Source organism: Streptomyces sp. P9(2023), from assembly GCF_032436795.1.
In the GTDB taxonomy this organism is placed as follows: Bacteria; Actinomycetota; Actinomycetes; order Streptomycetales; family Streptomycetaceae; genus Streptomyces.
The window spans coordinates 50,030-73,078 of the sequence record NZ_JAUPWM010000035.1 but is presented as its reverse complement, the minus strand read 5'-3'; the positions used below and the strand labels follow the sequence as shown (position 1 = coordinate 73,078).

Below are 23,049 nucleotides of genomic sequence, written 5' to 3'. Positions count from 1 at the left end.
CAAAGCCACCATCAACATCACCATGCTCACGAGCAGCCCTTGACGCCCCGGCCCCGCCCTTAACTGAACGGCGTTGCCTCTAGGGCCTCCAGGACCTCCGAGGAACTAGGCCCGCCCGTCCACGCTCGCCCGCACCGCCCGTACCAGCGCCTGCGCCCTCGGGTCCGCCGTCACCGTCTTGCGCATGCCGTTCGTGACGTAGCCGAAGGCGATCGACGACTCCGGGTCCGCGAAGGCCAGGGAGCCGCCTCGGCCCGGGTGGCCGAAGGAGGTGGGGCCGAGGAGCGGGGAGGCCGGGCCGTGGAGCATGTGGCCGAGGCCGAAGCGGGTGCCGACCATCAGGACGCGGTCCGGGCCCGCCGACTCCTCCGTACGGGCCAGGGTGAGCGTCGCCGGGGCGAAGAGGCGGGGGCCGCCGTCGACCGGGCCGAGGGTCGAGGTGTAGAAGCGGGCGAGCGCGCGGGCCGTGGAGACCCCGGCCGAGCCGGGGAGTTCGGCGGCCCGGTAGGCCGGGTCGTTCTCGTCCGGCTTCGGGTCGATCACCCCGAAGGCGCGGCGGGTGAGCGAGTCCGGGTCGCGGTACGCCTCGGTGACCGAGCGCTTGGGGCGGAGCTTCAGGACCCCGCTGTCCGGCGGTTCCAGCTCCTCGACCGGGCCGAGGCGGCCGACCCGCGAGGCCTCGTCCGCCGGGAGGCCTATCCAGAGGTCGAGGCCCAGCGGGCGGGCGATCTCCTCGGCGACCCAGCGGCCGATGGTCCGCCCGGTGACCCGGTGGACCAGGCCGGACAGCAGCCAGCTGAAGGTGTGCGCGTGGTAGCCGTGCGCCGTGCCCGGCTCCCAGACCGGGGTCTGCGCGGCGATCGCCGCCTGGGCGAAGGCCGGGTCGATCGCCTCCGCGAGCGTCAGCGGCCGGTCCAGGACCGGCACCCCGGCCCGGTGGGCGAGCAGCTGCCGTACCGTCACCCGCTCCTTGCCGGCCGCCTTGAACTCCGGCCAGTACGTGCCCACCGGCGCGTCCAGGTCCAGCTGGCCGCGCTGGTGGAGGAGGAGCGGGACGGCGGCGGCCACGCCCTTGGTCGCCGAGCGGACCACCTGCGCGGTGTCCACGGCCCACGGGACGTCGCCGTCCACGTCCCGGGTCCCGGCCCACAGGTCGACGACCTTCACCCCGTCGCGGTAGACGGCGACCGCCGCGCCCCGCTCGCCCCGGTGCTCGAAGTTGCGCAGGAACGCGTCCCTGACCGGCTCGAAACCCGCCGCCACCGTGCCCCGGACGTCCACGTTCCCACACTCCCTCGCGCTCGTACGCCCCCCATGGTGCAACGTCCGTCCGCGAGCCCCGATTCCGGGGGTCAGGCGACCGGCCTCGGCACGAAGCCGTACGGGAGCTCCAGCCTGTTCCGGGCCATCAGCTCCTCGTCGGCGAGGACGTCCGCCGTCGGGCCGTCCCCGGCGATCACGCCCTCGCTGAGGATCACCGAGCGCGGGCAGAGCTCCAGGGCGTACGGGAGGTCATGGGTGACCATCAGGACGGTGACGTCCAGCGAGCGCAGGACGTCCGCGAGCTCACGGCGCGAGGCCGGGTCCAGGTTGGAGGACGGCTCGTCCAGGACGAGGATCTCCGGCTCCATCGCGAGCACGGTCGCGACCGCCACCCGGCGCCGCTGCCCGAACGACAGGTGGTGCGGCGGCCGGTCCGCGTACTCCGCCATCCCGACCCGCTCCAGGGCCCTGACCACCACCGCCTCCAGCTCCGCGCCGCGCAGCCCCGCCGCGGCCGGGCCGAAGGCGACGTCCTCCCGGACGGTCGGCATGAACAGTTGGTCGTCCGGGTCCTGGAAGACGATCCCGACCCGGCGCCGGATCTCGGCCAGGTTCCGCTTCTCCACCGGCAGGCCGGCCACGGCGACCGTGCCCGCGCCGCCGGTCAGGATGCCGTTGAGGTGCAGCACGAGGGTGGTCTTGCCCGCGCCGTTGGGGCCGAGCAGCGCGACCCGCTCGCCGCGGCCGACGGTCAGGTCGACGCCGAAGAGGGCCTGGTGGCCGTCGGGGTACGCGTACGCCAGGCCGCGTACGTCGAGCGAGGGGGCGGTGTCAATGTCGGTGGCGGTGGTCATCGGAGCGTCCATCCCAACAGGCAGATCACTAGTGCGGCGGCGGGCAGGGCGGCGGCCCTCGTCCACTGGGCCCGGGTCGCCGTCACCTCGTCGATGACCGGTATGGAGCCCGCGTAACCCCGGCTGACCATCGCGAGATGGACGCGCTCACCGCGCTCGTACGAGCGGATGAAGAGCGCGCCCGCCGACTTGGCGAGGACGCCCCAGGCGCGGACGCCCTTCGCCTCGAAGCCGCGCGAGCGGCGGGCGATCGACATCCGGCGCATCTCGTCCGTGATCACGTCGCCGTACCGGATCATGAAGGAGGCGATCTGGACGAGCAGCGGCGGGAGCTTGAGCCGCTGGAGACCGAGGAGCAGCTCGCGCAGTTCGGTGGTGGCGGCGAGGAGGACGGACGCGGCGACGCCGAGGGTGCCCTTGGCGAGGACGTTCCAGGCGCCCCACAGGCCGGGGACCGAGACGGAGATCCCGAGGACCTCCGTCTGCTCGCCCGGGACCACGAAGGGCATCAGGAACGCGAAGGCCACGAACGGGATCTCGATGAGGAGGCGGCGCAGCACGAAACCCGCCGGGATCCGGGCGGAGGCGGCCACGGCGCCGAGCAGGACGGCGTAGCCGCCGAAGGCCCAGACCGCCTCGCGGGGCGTGGAGACCACGACCACCACGAAGGCGAGGACGGCGGCGAGCTTGGCGTGCGGGGGCAGCGCGTGGACCGGCGAGTCCCCGCGCCGGTAGAGCTTGTGTGCGTGTCCCGCGCCCACGGTCAGACCTGGGCGCCGTCGGCGTGCTGCCTGCGTCGGCGTACGGCCCAGAAGGCGCCGGTGCCGACGGCGAGGGTGACGCCGACGCCGATCACGCCCGCGAGGCCGCCGGACAGCCGGGCCGCCTCGATGCCCTTGACGCCGTAGTCGGCGAGCGGGGAGCCGGCCGCCGCGTGCTCCTCGGCGCTCTTGTCGAAGCCCTGCTCGGCGGCGACCTTCTCCAGGCCGTCCGGGCTGGCGGAGGCGTAGAAGGAGACGAAGCCGGCGAGGACGAGCGCGGCGATCACGCCGCCGATCCAGACCTTCTTCGGGGAGCCGGGGGCCGGGGTCGCCTGCCGGGAGGGCGCCGCGTCGACCAGCTCGCCGTCCACGCGCAGCTTGAGCTGGGGGTGCCCCCACGCCCCCTGGGCGCAGGGGGAGCTCAGGCCGCGGGCGCCGTAGACCAGGTCGGGGCGGACGGCGATGACCGCACCGACCGTCAGCATGGTGATCGCGGCCTCGCCGATGCCGATGAGGGTGTGTACGCCGACCATCGCGGTGAGCACCTTGCCGAGCGGTACGTCGGTGGTGCCGCCGATCGCGTAGACGAGGGTGAAGGCGGCGGCCGATGCCGGTACGGAGACCAGCGCGGCGGCGAAGGAGGCGACGGTCACCGAGCGGCGGGTGCGGGGCAGGACCAGGACGAGGCCGCGGAAGAGCGCGTACGCGACGACGACCGTGACCACGCCGATGACGGTGATGTTCACGCCGAGCGCGGTGAGCCCGCCGTCCGCGAAGAGGATGCCCTGCATCAGCAGGACCACGGCGATGCAGAGCACACCGGTGTACGGCCCCACCAGGATCGCCGCCAGCGCGCCGCCGAGCAGATGGCCGCTGGTCCCGGCCGCGACCGGGAAGTTCAGCATCTGCACGGCGAAGATGAACGCCGCGACGAGGCCGGCCAGCGGGGCCGCCCGCTCGTCCAGCTCCCTGCGCGCGCCGCGCAGGCTGACGGCGACGGCGCCGGCGGCGACGACACCGGCGGCGACCGATACGGGGGCGTTGATGAATCCGTCAGGTACATGCACGTCCCGAATGATGAGCGTTGCTGCAAAGGACTTGCAAGAGCGCACAGATCATAGAAAGGCAGCGCTCACTCCGCACGCGCCCCAAAATATGGGACATTAGGTGATAAATAAGACGAGTGTGAGGAGTGGCTCGATGTCCCCCACCGCGGACGACCATGAAGTCGAGGATCACGCCAAAGGGCGGATCATCAGCGACGCCCCTCTCTCCCGCCCCGTTCCGGTCGCCCTGCGCTACGACCCGGACTTCGACCCCGCCACCGTGCGCTTCGTCTTCCCCGGCAACATCGAGTGGTCGTTCCCGCGCGCCCTCCTCGAAACCGGGATGCGCGCCCCGATCCGTAGCGGCGACATAGGCGTCTGGCCCTGCGGCCGGGTGCAGACGGTCGTCGAGTTCCACACCGCCGACGGGGTGGCGGTCGTCCAGTTCGACACCACCGTCCTGCTGCGCTTCCTCAAACACACGTACGCCGTGACCGCGTCGATCACCCCCTAGAGTTCCGTCAAGATCACGACGGAACATCTGGGGGACACCATCCTGAAGAAGCGACTCTGGAGCGCGCTGGGCGCGGCCCTGCTGGCCCTGTCCGGCGCCCCGGCCCAGGCCGCGCCGACAGCGGCGGCCACCGCCGCGACCCCGCCGCCGGGGACGAACCTGCAGGTCATGAGCTGGAACATGTGCGGCGTCGAGCGGTGGGGGTGCACGGGCACCGGCACGGGGGACGAGAAGGCCGAGGTCGTCAAGCAGTACGTGGGGAGCCACTACGTGCAGGCCGTCCTGCTCCAGGAGGTGTGCGCGAGCGGCCTCGACTCGGTGATGGCCAAGCTCGGCCCGGGCTGGAGCAAGAGCTTCGCGCCGTACCACTGGTCGCAGAAGGGCGTGCGGACCCCGAGCCCGTGCGCGACCGGCGCCGGTTCCGACCCGAACGACCTCGTCGGTACGGCGATCGTCGTCAAGGCCGGTCTCGCGGACGCGCAGCAGTACCCGACGACCCAGCCCTGGACCGGGCTGAACCCGCCGTTCCAGTGCGCGACGGCGACGTACTTCGACGTCCGGCTCTGCACGGTGCACGTGTCGACGAAGGACGCCAACCCGGAACACCCGGACTGGGACTACCGGGACGACCAGCTCGCCGAGATCACGAAGGTCGTCTCGGGCTTCCCTAAGGTCGTCTTCGGCGGCGACTTCAACGCGAGCCCGCCGGACTGGCCGGGCAACAAGGACGCCTGGATCTGGCCGGCGGGGCTGTACTCCCAGGGCCCGGGCACCCCCGGCTACCAGGAGTGCGACCAGCAGGGGACGGCCCGTACGGGAAGGCCCACCCACAACGGCGGCTGGAAGATCGACTACCTCTTCAGCAGCGAGGCCCGGCGGTGGTGCCTGGTGGCCGACACCGAGCGCTCGGACCACCACGTGGTCATCGAGAGTGTGACGATCACGCCGCCTGCCGTAACCGCGGGCTGAGAGCGGCCGAGAACGCACCCGCGCCGCCACCATGTCGCGTACGACACGATGGCGGCGCAGGGCCGCGTCGGCTCCCCGTCCCCACAGGTTCCGGCGCGATCCGGGGCGTACTCCTCCGCTCAAGGAGCCGCCCCGGGGTTCATGGACGGACTCGGGGTCAGACCTTCACGAGCTCGCGCTCCTGGCCGCCCTGAGGCCCGTCCGCGTCCTTCGCGACGGCCAGGCTCTCGCCCTCCACGTCCACGTTCGGCAGCGCCCGGTCCAGCCACTTGGGCAGCCACCACGCCTTGTGGCCGAGCAGCGCGAGCACCGCCGGGACGATGGCCATCCGGACCACGAAGGCGTCGAAGAGGACCGCGACGGCGAGACCGAAGCCGATCATCTTGATCATCTGGTCGCTCATCCCGATGAAGCCGGAGAAGACGGCCATCATGATCACGGCGGCGGCGGTGACCACCCGGGCGCTGTGCCGGAAGCCGGTCACGATCGCCTCGCCGGGCCGCTCCCCGTGGACGTACGCCTCGCGCATCCGGGTGACGAGGAAGACCTCGTAGTCCATCGCGAGACCGAAGACCACGCCCACCATGAAGATCGGCATCATCGACATGATCGGGCCGGTCTGCTCGACGCCGAACAGCGAGCCGAGCCAGCCCCACTGGAAGACCGCGACGACCGCGCCGAGGGCGGCGACCACCGAGAGCAGGAAGCCGAGGGCCGCCTTCAGCGGGACCAGGACGGACCGGAACACCACCATCAGGAGCAGGAAGGCGAGTCCGACGACCAGCGCCAGGTACGGCACGAGGGCGTCGTTCATCTTCTGCGAGAAGTCGATGTTCATCGCCGTGGCACCGCTGACCAGGACGTTGTCATCGGTCGCGGCCCGGATGTCATGGACCAGCTCCTCGGTCGCGACCGAGGAGGGGCGGTCCTTCGGGATCACCGTGATCATCGCGGTGTCGCCGGCCTTGTTCGGCGTCGGCGGCATGACGGCCACGATGCCGTCCAGGCCCTTGATCGTCTCGGCGGTGGAGTCGGCGACGGCCTTGTCCCCGTCGACGACCACCATCAGCGGGCCGTTGAAGCCGGGGCCGAAGCCGTCCGACAGCAGGTCGTACGCCCGGCGCTCGGTGGCGGAGACGGGCTTGGCGCCGTCGTCCGGCAGACCCATCTCCAGGGAGGCGGCGGGCAGCGCGATCGCGCCGAGGCCGAGGACACCGACGAGCAGCACCATGACCGGGCGCCGGATGACGAACCGGGCCCAGCGGGTGCCCATGTTGGGCTTGCCACCGGCGGCCTCGGACTTCTTCCCCCGGCCCTTGCGCTCCTTGCGGCCCATGACCCTCGGCCCCGCGAACCCGAGCAGCGCCGGGATCAGGGTCAGGGCGATCAGGACGGCGATCACGACCGTGCCGGCCGCGGCGAAGCCCATCTTCGTCAGCATCGGGATGTTGACGACGGCCAGGCCCACCAGGGCGATGACGACCGTCAGACCGGCGAAGACGACGGCCGACCCGGCCGTGCCGACCGCGCGGCCCGCGGCCTCCTCGCGCTCGCGGCCCTCGGCGAGCTCCGCGCGGTAGCGGGAGACGATGAAGAGGGCGTAGTCGATGCCGACCGCGAGGCCGATCATCATCGCGAGGGTGGAGGTGGTGGAGCCGAGGTCGAGGACGTTGGCGAGCGCCGTGATCGTCGAGACGCCGATGCCGACGCCGATGATCGCGGTCAGCAGCGGGAGTCCGGCGGCGACCAGCGAGCCGAAGGTGATGACGAGCACGATGCCCGCGATGACCACGCCGACGATCTCGCCCGCGCCGGTCTCCGGCATGGTCTGGAGCGCGTCACCGCCGATCTCGACGGTCAGCCCCTCGCCCTGCGCGTCGTGCCCGGTCTGCTCCAGGGCCTCGCGGGTCGCGTCCGTCAGCTCCATTCCGGAGACCTTGTAGCTGACGGAGACGTACGCGGTCGAGCCGTCCTTGGAGACCGCCTTCGCCGTGTACGGGTCGGTGACCGAGACGACCTGGTCGGAGCCGGACTTCAGCTCGGCGACGACGTCCTCGACCTTGGCCTTGTTGGTCCCGTCGGTCATCTTCTGGCCCTCGGGGGCCTTGAAGACGACGCGGGCGGTGGCCCCGTCGGCGGTGCCGCCGGGGTAGCGCTGGTCAAGGAGGTCGAAGGCCTTCTGGGCCTCGGTACCGGGGATCGAGAAGGACGAGGAGGTCGCGGCGGGCGCGGTGGCGGCGCCGACTCCGGCGAGCGCGAGCAGCGCCACCCAGAGGAGGGCGACGAGCCGTCGGCGCCGGAAGGCGGAGCGACCCAGCTTGTAGAGGAACGTGGCCACGGGGGCGTACTCCCAATTCGTGGTGGGACAGGGCATGGGGAGCCGGCCCGACGGCGTGAGCGGTGCGACGTCAGGTACTGGGGACTAGGGCTGTCCGGCGGATCATGGCCGGATAGGACGCGGCGTCTGGTGCGGTGCATCGCAAGGCGCCGGAGCGCCTTGATAGCGGAGCTATTCGGGCGTTTCGGCAACGCGGCGAGGTGCCGTGCCAGGCGTCGCGGCCCCGGTCAGGATCCGCCGGACAGCCCCTACAGGGGTGGTGCGGGGATCAGACGCCGAGTGAGGGGAGCACGACGGCGTCGATGTAGGCGCTGAGGAAGGCGTGGTCGACCGGCTGATCCTCGATCAGCGGGCGGGCGATGAACGCCCCGATCAGCATGTGCGGTACGAGTTTCAGGGCCGGGTTGTCGGCTCTGACCTCGCCCCGCTCGACCGCTCGTCGCAGCATCGCCTCGAAGCCGATCATCTCGGGATCGATGAGCACTTCGCGGAGCGCCCTGAGCAGGTCGGGGTTGGTGTGGACGGCATGGGCGAGGCTCCGGATCATCGCGGAGTCCTTCTCCATCTGGCAGTCGTCGGTCCGCTCCAGCATCGCGTGGAGATCGCCCCGCAACGTGCCGGTGTCGATCTCTTCGAGACCGGTCGGCTTGTTGTGGAGCATCGCCTTGGCGACCAGCTCGGGCTTGCTCCCCCACTGGCGGTAGAGGGTGGCCTTGCTGGAGTGGGTGCGGGCGGCGACGGCGTCCATGGTGAGGGCGTCGTAACCGACCTCGCGCAGGAGATCGAGCACGGCTTCGTACAGCTCGGACTCACGCTCTGGGGTGAGCCTGCTGCGCGCCATGACCGAACTCCTCTGACGTTCGACGTTCGACGATCCGAACGAAACGGTTTCGTACAGTACGAAGATACCCCGGGACCCGGCGAAACGAAACCGTTTCGTACGTGTCCTGGACCACACGGCGGACCCAACCCACACACCCGTACGAGTTGCCGCACCCCCTCCGCGCGGAAAGCATGAGGAGGTGAGTGAAGACGCCGCGTATCTCCGCTTCCCGCACCTCCACGACGACCTGCTGTGCTTCGCGGCCGAGGACGACCTCTGGGTCGCACCCCTCGTGCCCGAGGGCAACCGCCCCGGCCGGGCCTGGCGGGTCACCGTCGACCGGACCCGGGTCGGCCACCCCCGCTTCTCGCCCGACGGCCGCCATCTCGCGTACACGACCTGGCGCAGCCTCGACCCCGAGATCCATCTCGCGCCGGTCGACGGCGGGCCCTCGCGGCGGCTCACCTACTGGGGCTCGACCGACACCCGGGTCTGCTCCTGGTCGCCCGACGGCGACATCCTCGCCGTCTCCTCGCACGGCCAGCCCTTCTCCTACTACTCCTGGGCCTACACCGTCCCCACCGACGGCTCCCCCGGCGGCAAGATGCCCTGGGGCCCGGTCTCCGACATCGCGGTCGCGGACGTCGAGGACCCGTCCGGCGGCTCGGAGCGCCGCACGCTGCTCCTCACCGGAAAGCCGCCGCACGAGCCGGCGGCCTGGAAGCGGTACCGGGGCGGGGCCACCGGGCGGCTCTGGCTGCACGGGGAGCGGCTGCTGCCGGACATCGGCGGCCATCTCGACGCGCCGATGTTCGTGGGCGGCCGGATCGCGTTCCTCTCCGACCACGAGGGCGTCGGCAACCTCTACTCCTGCCTGCCCGACGGCACCGACCTGCGCCGCCACACCGACCACGACGCCTTCTACGCCCGGCACGCCTCCAGCGACGGCCGGCGGGTGGTCTACCAGTGCGCGGGCGACCTGTGGATCGTCGACGACCTGACCGTCCCGGACGCGCCGCGCAAGCTGGACGTACGGCTCGGGGGTCCGCGCGCGGGACGGCGCAACTACCAGGTCCCGGCGGCCAACCACGTGGACGCCCTCTCCGTGGACGAGACCGGGCGGGCGAGCGCGGTCTCGGTGCGCGGCAGCCTGTACTGGCTCACCCACCGCGACGGCCCGGCCCGCACGATCACGGACACCCCGGGGGTACGGGTCCGGCTGCCGGAGATGCTGGGCAGCGGCGGCCAGGTCGCGTACGTCACCGACGCCGAGGGCGAGGACGCCGTCGAGGTCGCGTACCTGCCGCGCGCCAGCGGCGAACGGGAGCCGCGCAGGCTGGCCATGGGCGAGCTGGGCCGCGTCGAGGAGATGATCTCCGACCCGGACGGCGAGCGGCTCGCGATCGCGTCCAACGACGGCCGGCTGCTGCTGATCGACGCGACCGAGGACTCCGACGGGGAAGTCACCGAGCTGATCCGGTCCATCAACGGGCCGGTACGGGACCTGGCCTTCTCCCCCGACGGGACCTGGCTGACCTGGGCGCACCCGGGGATCGGGCGCTCGCTGCGGCAGATCAAGATGGCCCGGATCGCGGGGCCGGGCGCGCGGGCGATCGTGGACGTCACCAACGGCCGTTTCGAGGACGAGAATCCGGTCTTCACCCGCGACGGCCGCTACCTCGCGTTCCTGTCCTGGCGCGGCTTCGACCCCGTCTACGACGTGCACACCGGCGACCTCTCCTTCCCGCTGGGCTGCCGCCCCTATCTCGTACCGCTCTCCTCCGCCACGCCCTCCCCCTTCGCGCTCCTGCCGGACGGGCGGCCGGCGGCGGGCGGAATGGACCCGGCGGAGGCGGAGCCCGAGGGCGGTGCCGGGGACGGCGAGGGCATGACGATCGTGGAGGTGGAGGGGCTCGCGGACCGGGTCACCCCGTTCCCGGTCGCGGCCTCCAAGTACTCGGCGCTGCACCCGGTCAGCGGCGGCGGGCTCGTCTGGCTGCGCTGGCCGATCTCCGGGGCGCTCGGCGAGACCTTCGCCAACCCGGCGGACACGACGGGCCGGCCGACCCTGGAGTACTTCAACATCACCAAGGCCCGCAAGACCGAACTCGTACAGCACCTGGACTGGTTCGCGGTCAGCGGGGACGGCTCGCGGCTCGTCGTCGCGGACGAGGGCGAGCTGCGGGCGGTGCCGTCGACGGAGAGCGGGGACGGCGACTCGACCGTCTACATCGACCTGCGGCGGATCCTGCACGAGGTCGACCCGGAGGCGGAGTGGCGGGGCGCCTACGAGGAGGCGGGCCGGATCGTCCGCGCCTACTTCTGGGACCCGAACATGTGCGGCGTGGACTGGCCGGCCATCCTCGACCAGTACCGGCCGCTGGTCGAACGGGTCGCGACCCCCGACGAGTTCGCCGATCTGCTGCGCGAGGTCATGGGCGAGCTGGGCACCTCGCACGCGTACGTGACGCCCGCCCGGCGCAACGAGGGCCCGCCTCACTACCAGCGGGCGATGGGGCTCCTCGGCGCCAACCTCGTTCCCCGGGACGGGGGTTGGATGGTCAAGCGGATCCTGCCCGGCGACTCCTCGGATTCCAAGGCGCGTTCACCGCTCGCCGGTACCGGCATCCGGGCGGGCGCGGTCCTCACCCATGTGGACGGCCGCCCGGTCGACCCGGTGACCGGCCCGTATCCGCTGCTGTCCTCCTCGGGCGGTACGACGGTCGAGCTGACCTTCCAGCCGGCGGAGGGCGAGGGGCGGGCGCGCCGGGTCGCGATCGTGCCGCTGATCGACGAGCGGCCGCTGCGCTACCAGGACTGGGTGGCCAAACGGCGGGCTGTGGTACGGGAGGTCAGCGGCGGCAAGTGCGGCTACCTGCACATCCCCGACATGGGCGGCTCGGGCTGGGCCCAGTTCAACCGCGACCTGCGGATGGAGGTCTCCCGGCCGGCCCTGATCGTGGACGTACGCGGCAACGCGGGCGGGCACATCAGCGAGCTGGTGGTGGAGAAGCTGACCCGCAAGATCCTGGGCTGGGACCTGACGCGTAACGCCCAGCCCGTCTCGTACGCCTCGAACGCCCCCCGGGGTCCGGTCGTCGCGCTGGCGGACGAGGCGACCTCCTCGGACGGCGACATGATCACGGCCGCGTTCAGGCTGCTCGGCCTCGGTCCCGTGGTGGGCCAGCGGACGTGGGGCGGGGTGGTCGGCATGACGGGCCGGCACCGGCTCGGCGACGGTACGCAGATCACGGTGCCGATGAACGCGGCCTGGTTCCCCGAGTTCGGCTGGTCGGTGGAGAACCAGGGCGTGGACCCGGACCTGGCGATCCTGCGGACCCCGCTGGACTGGGCCGAGGGCCGGCACGCCCAGTTGGACGACGCGGTCGAGGTGGCGCTCGCCCTGCTGGCGGAGACCCCGGCGGCGACCCCACCGGGGTACGCGGACGTCCCGGACCGCTCGCGGCCGAAGCTGCCGCCGCGGTAGGGGTGGGGCCCGGTCGACGTCTGATCACTCACAGGAATGAAGATCGTCGACTGACTGGTCCCACTTGCCGTAACTCCCAGCGATTCGCGAGGCGTTCGTGACGGCTCGTTGCTGGGGTGGGGTGCGCCACCGGGCCGTCACCGGCACCGCCCGGGGCGCACCTGAGGAGGCGCGAGCATGCCACGGAAGACGATCACCGCCACGGTCACGGCCGCTGTCACGGCCCTGGCGCTGGCGGGCGGCCTGACGGGCGCGGCGCAGCCCCACGACAGTCCCACGAAGCGCGTAGCGGCGAAGGCCCCGGCGAGCCACACCCCGGTCCAGGGAGGGGACGTCCTCGTACCCCGCTACGAGAGCCGGACCGCCACGGCGACGTGCCCGGCGGGCACGGAGCCCAGCGGAGGCGGCGGAGTCAGCAACACCCACGGGATGTTCATCACCGGCTCGGCGGCCGACGGCAACACCTGGGCGACCAGCTTCGCGAACTACAACCCGCAGACCCACGTGGCCGCCGCGTACGTCATCTGCAGCACGCTGCCCCACGTCCGCGTCACCTCGGAGAAGGTGTTCCTGCCGAGCACGCCGCCGCGCACGAACTCGGCGAGGGCCGTCTGCCCCGAACAGCACGTGACCAGCGGCGGCGGCTACCGCACCGACCAGCCCGACATGGCGGTCATGTCGTTCACGCCGGGGACGAGCACGTGGTTCGTCCGGGGCGTGAACCAGGCGAGCAGCAGCGGTGCGATGGCCGCGTTCGTCCTCTGCTCGACGGCCCCGCACAACGTGCACACCGGTGACGATGTCCTCCTGGGACCGGGCGGGTACGGCTGGGCGCGAGCCATGTGCCCGGCGGGCCGGGTGGCCAGCGGTGGAGGCGGCCGAGGTGCGTACAGCGGCGACAACTTCTACACGATGCTGAACTCCTCGCGCCCGACGCCGGACGGCCGCGGCTGGGAGGTCCACGGCCACAACACCAGCGACGACCTCACCCGGGGCCTGGTGGCCCAGGTGGTGTGCACGCCCCAGTAGCCCTCAGCGGCCCTCAGTGCCGGGCGAGATCCACTTCGTAGGCGACGCCCGGCTGCCCGTCGAGGGTCACGCTCCCGACGGCGCCGAAGCCGAGGCGGTCGAGGACGATCCGGGACCCGGTGTTGTCGATGGTGGTCACGGCGGTCAGCCGGCTCAGCCCGTACTCCTCCACGGCGAGCCGGCACACCTCCCGCACTCCGGCGGAAGCCACGCCCCGCCCGGTCGCCTTCTCGGCGACCCGGTATCCGAGCTCGGCACCCCCGTCGGCCACGTCGATCAGGTTGAACCGGCCCAGGATCTCGCCCCCGTCCCCGACGAGGACGTGCATCAGGATCGCCCCGGTCTCCTGCTCGTCGAGCAGCGCCTGGTGCCGGGCGGTGAACTCCGTGAAGTACGCGTCCCCCCGATCGGGCACATGGGCGGCGAAGTACGCCCGGTTCTCCCGCTCGAACGAGAGAAGCGCGGGCGCGTGGTCGGCACGGAGCAGCTGCAGTTCGGGCATGATCCGCACGGTACGCGGACGGCGCGCTCATGGGCTCGTGATTTAGAGCACGCACTTTTCGGGTGTACGCGCGGAAGACGGCGCACACGGCACACACGGCACACACGGCACACACGCGGAAGGCGCACCCGGCGTCCCGGGTGCGCCTTCTCAGAGGGCCGTCATGGTCCTCGTAGGACAGACGTCAGGCGTCGTAGTCCTGGTCGAAACGGTCCTGGGCCTCCTGCTGGGCTCGGCGCTGCTCCTGCTCGGAGGGGCGGCCCTTGGCCTGGGAGGCACGCTCGGACGCTTCGTCCCGCGCGTTGCCCATGCGCTGCTTCGCCTGCTCGGCGGCCTGCTTCGCCTGCTCGGCGGCCTGGTGCGCCTTGTCCTGGAACTGGTCTCGCTTGCCCATGAAGGTTCACTCCTAGACGGGTGTGAGGGGAACGGGGCGGGCTCGCCCCTTGGGCCTCGACCAGCGTGGCACGGCGCCACATTCCGCGCATTTCGATCAAACACTCTCCGTGCGCGCCCGCTCGTCGGCCGCCCCTCCCGCCCCCACCAAGCCCTTGGAAACGCCGGCGAGGCGCGGCTCGAAGCGTCGCATCTCCCGCTGGCCGACCGTGGCGATGATCCCCGGCAGATACCCACGGCTCGACTGCATCCCGCGCAGCCACCACTGCGCGTACACGTGCGCCGAGCGCCGCTCGATGCCCGCCACGATCCGGTCCACGGCCGGGCTCAGCGGGTACGTACGGTTCGCCGGCCACGGCAGCCGCTTGCGCAGCTCCTTCATCACGTCGTCCTGGTCCGCGCCCCGGACCATGTCCGTGTCGGTCCACGAGAGGTAGCCGACGCCGACCTTCACCCCCTTGTAGCCGACCTCGGCGCGCAGGCTGTGCGCGAAGGCCTCGACGCCCGACTTCGACGCGCAGTACGCCGTCATCATCGGCGCCGGTGTCATCGCCGCGAGCGAGGCGATCTGGAGGAAGTAGCCGCGCGATTCCATCAGTACGGGCAGGAACGCGCGTCCGGTCACCGCCCCGCCGATCAGGTTGACCTCGATGACCCGCCGCCAGGCGACCGGGTCGGAGTCCACGAACGGACCGCCCGCCGCGACACCGGCGTTGGCCACGACGATGTCGACCTTCCCGAACCGCTCCTTGACCTCGGCGGCCACTCGGGCCATCGCCTCGTGGTCGGTGACGTCGGCGTGCCACCAGTCCGCCTCGGTGTGCAGCCGGCCGGCGACCGCCTTCAACTCGTCCGGCTCCAGGCCCACGAGCGCCAGCTTCGCGCCGCGCGCGGAGAGCTTGCGGGCGAGGAGTTCACCGACACCACGGGCCGCCCCGGTGACGACGGCGACCTGGCCCTCCAGGCTGAGCCTGCTCATGCTGCCTCCTGCTCTACGGGTATGTACGTGCGCACCAGGCCACGGATCCTGGCCGTCACCGCCTCCGGTGCCTCCACCGGCGTCATGTGGCCCGTCCCCGCCAGCTCTTCGAGCCCCACGCACTGCGGCAGCGCGGCCGCCAGGGCGCGGGAGTGGACGGGTGGGGTGAGCCGGTCGGCCGTGCCGGTGAGCACGGCCACGGGGAGCTTCAACTCCCGTACGTCCGCGTCGAGATCGAGCTCCGCGAGCACCTGCGACCAGGCCACCCGGACGCGGCGCGGGCAGGCGTGCACGATCCGGGCGCAGGCGTCGACCCGCTCGGGCGCCGAACCGGGGCCCATCGTCCCGTACTTGAGGATCCGCCGGGAGACGGGAGTGACCGGGCCGAGAGGTGCCCGCGCGCCCAGGACCGTCTTCGTCAGCCGGGTCCGTGCGCGACCCGCCCGCAGCGGTACGACGCGCGCCTCGGCCGCAAGCCGCGACGGTCCGGTGGAGCAGAGCAGCGCGGCGGCCGCGTGCGCGCGGAACGCGGGGCGCGTGGCGGCCGCCATCAGGGTCATGCCGCCCATGGAGTGCCCGGCCAGGACCGCCCGCTCGCCCGGGCCGAGGGTCGCGGCGAGCACCGCCTCCAGGTCGTCGGCGAGCGCCCGCGTCGAGTAGCCGGACGGGCCCGCCGGGGCGGGGGTGCGGCCGTGACCGCGCTGGTCGTACGCGATGACCTTGTGGTCCCGGGCGAGGTCCCGTATCTGCTCGGCCCAGAAGCCGATCGAGCAGGTCCAGCCGTGCGCCAGGACCACGGCCGGGGCGTCCTCGGGGCCGTACACCTCGACATGGACGCGGGCGCCGTCGGCGGAGACGGCGATCACCTCGCGTGAGTACGGCAGCGATCCCGTACGGGACCCGAAAAGGCGGCTCACTTGACCGTCTCCTTCTTCTCGGGAGCGCGGCGCGGCGTCGGCACCTGCTCCACGACCGCCGGCCTCAGCACCTCGTACTCAGCGAGGTCCACCCGCCGCGTCTCGCGCCGGAACTCACCCGTCGTGCCCGGCCAGAGCGTGGTGTTCCGGCCGTCGGCGTCCAGGTACCAGCTGTCGCAGCCGCCCGCCTTCCACACGGTCCGCTCCATCCGGTCCTGCACCTTGCGGTTCCACGTACCGACGGCCGACGGCCGGGCGGCGAGCGCGGCGCGCCCGCCGAGCACGTCCAACTGCCGGAGATAGTCGGCCATGTAGTTCAGCTGGGACTCGATCATCAGGATCATGGAGGAGTTCCCGAGCCCGGTGTTGGGCCCGATGATCGTCATCCAGTTGGGGAAGCCGTCGACGGTCGCGCCGCGCAGCGACTGCACCCCGCCCTTCCACGCCTCGGACAGCCTGACGCCGTCCGCGCCGACGACCCGGTCGGCGATCGGCATGTCGGTGACGTGGAATCCCGTACCGAAGATGATCGCGTCGACCTCGGTCTCCGTCCCGTCGGCCGCGACGACGGTCGAGCCGCGCACCTCCCGCAGCCCCGAGGCGACGACGTCGACGTTGGGCTGTGCGAGCGCCGGGTAGTACGCGTTCGACAGCAGGATGCGCTTGCAGCCGATGCGGTACGACGGGGTCAGCTTGGCCCGCAGCGCCGGGTCCTTGATCGCCTTGGCCATGTTGGCCTTGGCGAGCGACTCGACGAGGCCCAGCTCGCCCGGCCGCTTGGTGAAGGCGCTGACCTGGAGCTCGCGGATCCCCCAGAGCAGCCCCCGGCGCGCGGTGCCGGTGAAGGGGAGCGTGCGGTGGAGCCAGCGCTCGGCGCCGGTGATGGCGCGGTCCATGCGCGGCATGACCCACGGCGGGGTGCGCTGGAAGAGGGTGAGCCTGCCGGCCTTGGGCTGGATCGCGGGCACGATCTGGATCGCGGAGGCGCCGGTGCCGACCATGGCGACGCGCTTGCCGGTGAGCTCGTAGTCGTGGTCCCACCGCGCGGAGTGGAAGACCTTGCCGGGGAAGTCGGCCAGGCCCGGTATGTCGGGGACCTTCGGGTCGGAGAGCGGCCCGGTCGCCGAGACGATGACGTCGGCGGTGAAGGAGCCCTGGCTGGTCTCGATCTCCCAGCGCAGCTCGTCGCCGTCCCAGCGCATCTCCGTGACCTCGTGGTTCAGCCGCAGGTGCGGGCGGAGCCGGAAGGTGTCGGTGACGTGCTCCAGGTACGCGCGGATGTGGCGCTGCCCGGAGAAGGTACGGGGCCAGTCGGGGTTGGGCGCGAAGGAGAAGGAGTAGAGGTGGGACGGGACGTCGCAGGCGCAGCCGGGGTAGCTGTTGTCGCGCCAGGTGCCGCCGACGGAGTCGGCCCGCTCCAGGACGACGAAGTCGGTGATCCCCTCACGGCGGAGCCGGACGGCGGCCCCGAGCCCGCCGAACCCCGATCCGATCACCGCCACTCGTACGTGCTCGTGCTTCGCCATGCCGCCTCCCGTGCGCCACGATTCCGCCAGCAATCACTGGCACAATCGGGACTGTAGAGCAGCGGCATACCGAGCGGTAGGGGTCGCGCAAGGGAAAGTTACCGGCGGTACAACATAGGCTGGCGGGCGTGGCAGAACGATCGGAAGACGGGTCGGAAGACGTGACGGTGGGCGGGGCGGCGGACGCGACGGCGGACCGGGCGGGCGTACGCGAGTACCGCATGGACGAGCTGGCCGCGAAGGCCGGCATCACCGTGCGCACGCTGCGCTTCTACCGCGAGCGCGGACTGATCGCACCGCCCCGCCGCGAGGGCCGGATCGCCTGGTACGACGACCACCACCTGGCCAAACTCCGTACCATCGCCGCCCTCCTCGAACGCGGCCACACCCTCAACGGCATCGCCGACCTCAACACCGCCTTCGAGAGCGGCAAGGACGTCAGCGAGGTCCTCGGCCTCGGCGAACCGACCGAGGAGGAGCCGGTCCGGCTCACCCCCCAGGACCTGGCCGACTACTTCGCGGGCCAGGACACCCCCGAGAACCTGCAGGCCGCCCTCGACCTCGGCTACCTCGCCACCGACGGCGACGCCATCGTCCACATCAGCCGCCGGCTGCTCGACGTGTCGGCCGCCCTGGTGAAGGAGGGCATCCCGCTCGCCGCCGTCCTGGAGGCGGGGCGGGCGGTCCGCGAGCACGCGGACGCGCTCGCCGGACTCTTCACCGAACTCCTGCGCGCGCACGCGGAGGAGAAGGACATCCAGCGGCTGCGCCCGCTCGCGAAGAGCGTGGTGGAGGCCGAGCTGTCGATGGCCATGGACCGGCGACTGCGGGAGGCCTGAGCCGGGCGGGGACGCCTCCACGCCTCCTCACGACCTCATGATCGGGTGACAGGTTCTTCAAAGGTTCTTCATCACCTCCGTCCTACGGTCGGTCCGCCCACCGCACCCGCGGCCGGGCGCGACAGGAGGAGCGGGAGAACCGATGAGGACGACGAACCGGGTCCTGATGGCCGCCGCTGCGTCGGTCATGGCCCTCGCGCTGACCGGCTGCGGCAGTGACGACGGCGGGTCGAAGGTTCCGACGGCCGGGGGCGCCACCAGCGGTACGGGAACGGGCGGCACCGGCTCCGGCTCCGGGGGCAGCGGAGGCGGAGGCGGAAGCGGGGACGGTGAACTCGCCGCGTACATCGACGGCAAGCGCGCCTTCGTGAAGTGCCTGCGGGAGAACGGGATCGACGCGCCCGACCCCGACGCGAACGGCCAGGTCGACCTCGGGGACAACGCGGCACTGAAGAAGAACCCGACGTTCCTGAAGGCCTCGGAGAAGTGCGCCGCGATCAACCCGCCGGTGCCCGAGGCCGTGGAGAAGAGCCTCCAGCCGAAGCTCTCGCCCGAGCAGATCAAGATCCGGCGCGACTACGCGGAATGCATGCAGAAGAACGGCGCACCCGACTTCCCCGAGCCCGCAGCCGACGGATACGACGCCGGCGACATCGAGTGGGACCAGACGTCCGCCGGGGCCAAGCGGGCCACCCGCACCTGCGCGCCGATCATCGGCGACCCCGTCGACCCGGGCCCGGGCAAGGGCTGACCGGACATGACGGGCACGGACATGACGGGCACGGAGACGACGTACGACCTCGACGAGACCGAGCCGCTCCCGGAGGCCTCTGCTCCGAACGGGCGGCGCCGGGCCCGGCCCCTGCTCGTGGGCGCGGGGTTCGTGGTGGTCACGGCGGTCGCCATAGTGGGCGCGCTGGGCCTCGGCGGCGGGGGCGGGGACGCGACCCCGGCCGCGCCCGCCCGGGCGGACTCCACGGTCCAGGTCACCCGCGCCACCCTCGTCGAACGGACCAAGGTGGACGGGGAGTTGGGTTACGGGGCGGAGATACCCCTGCCGGTCAAGGCGACCGGCACCGTCACCTGGCTCCCGGAGCCGGGCGCGCGCGTCGAGCGCGGGGACGAGCTGCTGCGGGTGGACGACCGGCCTGTGGTGCTGCTGTACGGAACCCTGCCGATGTACCGCGAACTGGGGCTCGGGGAGGGGCTCGGGCCAGGGGAGGGCGAGAACGTCCGGCCCTCCGGGACACCGGCGCCGGGGGGCGCCGGTGCCTCCGAAGGGCCGGACTCGGGGACGGACTCGGGGAAGGCCTCCGGGAAGGCCTCTGGGCCGACCCCTACGGGGACCCCGACCCCGCCGGCGTCCACCGCTCCCGTACCGATGCGCGGCATGGACGTCCTGCAGTTCGAGTCGAACCTCGCCGCCCTCGGCTACGACGGCTTCACGGTGGACGAGAAGTACACCTCCGGCACCGCCCGTGCGGTCAAGCGCTGGCAGAAGTCGCTGGGGCTCCCGCAGACCGGCCGGATCGGGGTCGGTGACGTCATCTACTCCTCCGGGACGGTACGGATCGGCCAAGCCGGCGTCCGCCTCGGCGCGACCGTCACCGAGAACGCCCTGACGTACACGGGCACCTCCCGGAAGGTCGTCGTCGACGCCTCGGCCCTGGAGGCGGCCTGGGCCGTACGGGACACGAAGGTCACGGTCCAGCTGCCCGACGGGCGCCCGGTGCAGGGGAAGGTGACGTCCGTGGGGAAGAGCGCGACCGCGCCCGAGGGGGGCGGCGGGGGCGACGGCGGCACCAACTCCGGGTCCGGCGGGGCCGGAGCGACCGTGCCGGTGACAGTCACCATCGCCGACCAGCGGGCCATCGGCCGCCTGGAGAGCGGCCCCGTCACCGTCGAGTACGTGGGCCGTGAGCGCAAGGACGTCCTGACCGTCCCGGTCGCCGCGCTCGTCGCCCTCGCCGAGGGCGGGCACGGCCTGGAGACCACGGACGGCACGTTCGTGGCCGTGAAGACGGGGCTCTTCGCGGACGGCCGGGTCGAGGTGAGCGGTACGGCGGTCCGCGAAGGCCTGAAGGTGAGGATCCCCCGGTGACGGCGACGGCGGTGATGGGGACGGAGACGGAGAGGGCATCGGCCGTCGTGGAGTTCGAGGCGGTCTCGAAGACGTACCCGGGCGGCGTCGCGGCCGTACGGGACGTGAGCCTGCGCATCGGGCGGGGCGAACTCGTCGCGATCGTCGGCCCGTCGGGCTCGGGCAAGTCCAGCATGCTCAACCTCATGGGCAGCCTGGACCGGCCCTCCGCAGGACGGGTCCTGGTCGACGGTCACGACGTGGCGGCGCTGACCGACCGCGAGGTGTCCGCGCTGCGGGCCACCCGGATCGGCTTCGTCTTCCAGCAGTTCCACCTGGCGGTCGGCGTGCCCGTCCTGGACTCGGTCGCCGACGGCCTGCTCTACGCCGGTACCCCGCTGCGCCGCCGGCGCGCCCGCGCGGCGGCGGCCCTGGCCCGGGTCGGGCTCAGCCACCGCGTCCACCACCTGCCCCACCAGCTCTCCGGTGGCGAACGCCAGCGGGTGGCGGTGGCCCGCGCGGTCGTCGGCGAACCGGCGGTCCTGCTGGCGGACGAGCCGACCGGCAACCTGGACTCCGCCTCCGGGGCGGCCGTCCTGAGCCTGCTCCGCGAACTCCACGCGTCCGGTACGACGGTCGTGGTCATCACCCACGACCGCGACATCGCCGCCGCGCTCCCCCGCCGTATCGAGATGCGCGACGGCCACGTCGTCGCCGACACGGCGACGGAGGCCCTCCGATGACCCGGGGACCGACCCCCCTCCGCGCCGCCCGCCTGCGCCCCGCCGATGTCGTACGGCTCGGCGGGACCGGGCTCCGTACCCGGCCGCTCCGGGTGTTCCTCTCCGCGCTCGGCATCGCGATCGGGGTCGCCGCCATGATCGCGGTGGTCGGGATCTCCGGCTCGGGCTCGGCCGAGGTGGACCGCCGGCTCGACGCGCTCGGGACCAACCTCCTACGGGTCGCCCCCGGCAACACCCTCGAAGGCGGCAGGGCCGAACTGCCCGCCGAGTCCGTGACCATGATCGACCGCATCCCGCCCGTGCGGCAGGTCGCCGCCACCGGCGCGACGAACGCGCACGTCTACCGCAACGAGCGCATCGCCGTCGGCCGCACCGGCTCCCTCGACGTCCTCGCGGCCGGCCGCGACCTGCTGCCCGCCGTCGGCGGCAGGCTCCACCGGGGCCGCTGGCTGGACGCGGCGACCGAGAGCTACCCGGCCGTGGTGCTCGGCTCCACCGCCGCCCAGCGCCTCGACGTCCACACCCCCGGCACCCGGGTCTGGCTGGGCGGACGCTGGTTCTCCCTGGTCGGCGTCCTGCGGCCGGTGCCCCTCGCCCCTGAGCTGGACAACGCCGCGCTCGTCGGCTGGCCGGCGGCCCGTACGTACTTGCGCTTCGGGGGCCATCCGTCGACCGTCTACGTACGGACCGAGGACAGTCAGGTCGCGGCCGTACGCTCCGTCCTAGCCGCCACCGCCTTCCCCGCGAGACCCGGCGAGGTGCGGATCTCCCGCCCGTCCGACGCGCTCGCGGCCCGCGAGGCCACCGAGTCGGCGCTGACCGGACTCCTCCTCGGCCTCGGCGGAGTCGCCCTGCTCGTCGGCGGCGTCGGGGTGGGCAACACCATGGTCATCTCGGTCCTGGAGCGCCGCCCCGAGATCGGCCTGCGCCGTGCCCTGGGCGCCACCCGGGGCCAGATCCGCACCCAGTTCGTCACGGAGTCGCTGCTCCTCTCGGTGATCGGCGGCCTCGGCGGCACCGTACTCGGCACACTGATCACCGCCGTGTACGCGACGTCCCGGGGCTGGCCCACGGTCGTCCCGGTCTGGGCGACGGCCGCCGGGGTGGGCGCCACGCTCCTCATCGGGGTGATCGCCGGCCTCTATCCGGCGGTCCGCGCGAGCCGGCTGTCCCCGACGGAGGCCTTGGCGGGCACCTGACGAGGCGACAGAAAGCGGCCAACTCTCTCCTCCCGTCCCTTGTGGGCCCGTTGGCCGCTTTCCGTCCGTACGGTGGCGGTGATTCCGCCGGGACCGGAGGAACGACCGGCCGACGCGCGACGCAGGCCGGGCGCACGGAACCCCTCCGACCGGAATTCCAACCCCCTCCGGGAAAGGATCAGTTCACGGTCCTGAATTACTCGCGCGCACTCCGTGAATCTTCTTTCTCGCCACCGCACAAAAGCGGCCGAGCATGTCGATGGCCATTGAAAGGGCCGCCGGGCCGGGCAATTCTTTCTCCGCACTCGAACGAACGAACCGGTCCCGCTCGGACGAACCGGGCGGGAATTCCAAAGAGTTCAGGAGAGATTGATGCGTCTTCGGACGAAGCTCGCCGCGGTGGCCGTCAGCGCCGTCGCGGCCACCGGTGGACTTGTCCTGCCCACCACCGTCGCCGTCGCGGCGCCCACGGAGGCCGCCGCCTGTTGGAGTTCCGGCTGGTCCACGAAGGACGGCAGCACCGGACGCACCAACACGAACTACGTGAACATCCGTTCCGGCCCCACCACCGACTGCCAGTCCAACGGGCAGGCGCAGATGAGCCACAGCCTGCGCTACGACTGCTTCGTCGACGGCCAGAACGGAACGTGGTCCCACGTCCGGGACAACGCCACGGGCGTCTCGGGCTGGATCAAGGACAGCCTGCTGGAGCGCTACGGGGCCGGCACCCGCTGCTGACACCCGCTCGGTGGACCGGGGCGCATGCCCCGGTCCACGCGGAGCGCCC

At 72.3% G+C, this 23,049-nt stretch carries 21 protein-coding genes; 10 read left to right on the top strand and 11 right to left on the bottom strand.

Going from position 1 to position 23,049, the window contains the following annotated elements; translation table 11 throughout:
• Positions 1-105: 105 nt before the first annotated feature.
• The 4 genes from Q5762_RS30210 to Q5762_RS30195 all read right to left on the bottom strand — a co-directional run bounded on the left by Q5762_RS30210 (position 106) and on the right by Q5762_RS30195 (position 3,945).
• Positions 106-1,281 (bottom strand): serine hydrolase domain-containing protein, encoded by a 1,176-nt coding sequence (locus Q5762_RS30210; protein WP_315895445.1) that lies wholly within the window; start codon positions 1,279-1,281, stop codon positions 106-108.
• A gap of 71 nt (positions 1,282-1,352) precedes the next feature.
• A complete protein-coding gene (locus tag Q5762_RS30205; RefSeq protein WP_315895444.1) occupies positions 1,353-2,117 on the bottom strand; it encodes an ABC transporter ATP-binding protein in 765 nt (254 codons plus the stop codon).
• Positions 2,114-2,878, bottom strand: a complete 765-nt coding sequence (gene cbiQ, locus Q5762_RS30200; RefSeq protein ID WP_315895443.1) for a cobalt ECF transporter T component CbiQ — start codon at positions 2,876-2,878, stop codon at positions 2,114-2,116. The genes Q5762_RS30205 and cbiQ overlap by 4 nt, the downstream gene beginning before the upstream one ends.
• A gap of 2 nt (positions 2,879-2,880) precedes the next feature.
• Positions 2,881-3,945: an energy-coupling factor ABC transporter permease gene (locus tag Q5762_RS30195; protein WP_315895442.1), complete on the bottom strand. Its 1,065-nt coding sequence runs from the start codon at positions 3,943-3,945 to the stop codon at positions 2,881-2,883.
• Positions 3,946-4,078: 133 nt separating this feature from the next.
• On the opposite strand from Q5762_RS30195, the gene Q5762_RS30190 reads away from it, so the two are divergent.
• Both Q5762_RS30190 and Q5762_RS30185 read left to right on the top strand, forming a co-directional pair.
• Positions 4,079-4,438 (top strand): SsgA family sporulation/cell division regulator, encoded by a 360-nt coding sequence (locus Q5762_RS30190; RefSeq protein WP_315895441.1) that lies wholly within the window; start codon positions 4,079-4,081, stop codon positions 4,436-4,438.
• Positions 4,439-4,606: 168 nt separating this feature from the next.
• Positions 4,607-5,407, top strand: coding sequence for an endonuclease/exonuclease/phosphatase family protein (locus Q5762_RS30185; RefSeq protein WP_315895440.1), 801 nt, complete (start codon positions 4,607-4,609; stop codon positions 5,405-5,407).
• A gap of 157 nt (positions 5,408-5,564) precedes the next feature.
• Here the strand turns inward: Q5762_RS30185 and Q5762_RS30180 are convergent, their stop codons facing one another.
• Together Q5762_RS30180 and Q5762_RS30175 are read right to left on the bottom strand one after the other, a co-directional pair.
• Positions 5,565-7,745: an MMPL family transporter gene (locus tag Q5762_RS30180; RefSeq protein ID WP_315895439.1), complete on the bottom strand. Its 2,181-nt coding sequence runs from the start codon at positions 7,743-7,745 to the stop codon at positions 5,565-5,567.
• Between the two features lie 268 nt (positions 7,746-8,013).
• Positions 8,014-8,586 (bottom strand): TetR/AcrR family transcriptional regulator, encoded by a 573-nt coding sequence (locus Q5762_RS30175; RefSeq protein WP_315895438.1) that lies wholly within the window; start codon positions 8,584-8,586, stop codon positions 8,014-8,016.
• 181 nt (positions 8,587-8,767) lie between these two features.
• On the opposite strand from Q5762_RS30175, the gene Q5762_RS30170 reads away from it, so the two are divergent.
• Positions 8,768-12,055, top strand: a complete 3,288-nt coding sequence (locus Q5762_RS30170) for a S41 family peptidase (protein WP_315895437.1) — start codon at positions 8,768-8,770, stop codon at positions 12,053-12,055.
• A 177-nt stretch (positions 12,056-12,232) separates the two neighbouring features.
• Positions 12,233-13,084: a hypothetical protein gene (locus tag Q5762_RS30165; protein ID WP_315895436.1), complete on the top strand. Its 852-nt coding sequence runs from the start codon at positions 12,233-12,235 to the stop codon at positions 13,082-13,084.
• A gap of 13 nt (positions 13,085-13,097) precedes the next feature.
• Here Q5762_RS30165 and Q5762_RS30160 read toward each other — a convergent pair whose 3' ends face one another.
• From Q5762_RS30160 to Q5762_RS30140, 5 genes are all read right to left on the bottom strand, one after another.
• Complete coding sequence (locus tag Q5762_RS30160; RefSeq protein ID WP_315895435.1) at positions 13,098-13,586, bottom strand: GNAT family N-acetyltransferase; 489 nt, start codon at positions 13,584-13,586, stop codon at positions 13,098-13,100.
• Between the two features lie 184 nt (positions 13,587-13,770).
• Positions 13,771-13,980 carry a hypothetical protein gene (locus tag Q5762_RS30155; protein ID WP_315895434.1) on the bottom strand — a complete coding sequence of 70 codons (210 nt, stop codon included), beginning with the start codon at positions 13,978-13,980 and terminating at the stop codon, positions 13,771-13,773.
• A 96-nt stretch (positions 13,981-14,076) separates the two neighbouring features.
• Complete coding sequence (locus tag Q5762_RS30150; protein ID WP_315895433.1) at positions 14,077-14,958, bottom strand: SDR family oxidoreductase; 882 nt, start codon at positions 14,956-14,958, stop codon at positions 14,077-14,079.
• A complete protein-coding gene (locus Q5762_RS30145) occupies positions 14,955-15,875 on the bottom strand; it encodes an alpha/beta fold hydrolase (protein WP_399495298.1) in 921 nt (306 codons plus the stop codon). Before Q5762_RS30145 ends, Q5762_RS30150 begins: the two co-directional genes overlap by 4 nt.
• Positions 15,872-17,401 (bottom strand): NAD(P)/FAD-dependent oxidoreductase, encoded by a 1,530-nt coding sequence (locus Q5762_RS30140; protein WP_315895432.1) that lies wholly within the window; start codon positions 17,399-17,401, stop codon positions 15,872-15,874. Before Q5762_RS30140 ends, Q5762_RS30145 begins: the two co-directional genes overlap by 4 nt.
• A gap of 221 nt (positions 17,402-17,622) precedes the next feature.
• On the opposite strand from Q5762_RS30140, the gene Q5762_RS30135 reads away from it, so the two are divergent.
• The 6 genes from Q5762_RS30135 (at position 17,623) to Q5762_RS30110 (ending at position 23,000) form a co-directional block, all read left to right on the top strand.
• A complete protein-coding gene (locus Q5762_RS30135; protein ID WP_315895452.1) occupies positions 17,623-18,240 on the top strand; it encodes a MerR family transcriptional regulator in 618 nt (205 codons plus the stop codon).
• A gap of 142 nt (positions 18,241-18,382) precedes the next feature.
• Positions 18,383-18,991, top strand: coding sequence for a hypothetical protein (locus Q5762_RS30130; RefSeq protein WP_315895431.1), 609 nt, complete (start codon positions 18,383-18,385; stop codon positions 18,989-18,991).
• 6 nt (positions 18,992-18,997) lie between these two features.
• Complete coding sequence (locus Q5762_RS30125) at positions 18,998-20,341, top strand: peptidoglycan-binding domain-containing protein (protein WP_315895430.1); 1,344 nt, start codon at positions 18,998-19,000, stop codon at positions 20,339-20,341.
• Positions 20,342-20,355: 14 nt separating this feature from the next.
• Entirely contained in the window at positions 20,356-21,063 is a 708-nt protein-coding gene (locus tag Q5762_RS30120; protein ID WP_315895451.1) for an ABC transporter ATP-binding protein, read from the top strand.
• Positions 21,060-22,262: an ABC transporter permease gene (locus tag Q5762_RS30115; protein WP_315895429.1), complete on the top strand. Its 1,203-nt coding sequence runs from the start codon at positions 21,060-21,062 to the stop codon at positions 22,260-22,262. Before Q5762_RS30120 ends, Q5762_RS30115 begins: the two co-directional genes overlap by 4 nt.
• Before the next feature lie 372 nt (positions 22,263-22,634).
• Positions 22,635-23,000: an SH3 domain-containing protein gene (locus Q5762_RS30110; protein ID WP_315895428.1), complete on the top strand. Its 366-nt coding sequence runs from the start codon at positions 22,635-22,637 to the stop codon at positions 22,998-23,000.
• Positions 23,001-23,049: the final 49 nt, after the last annotated feature.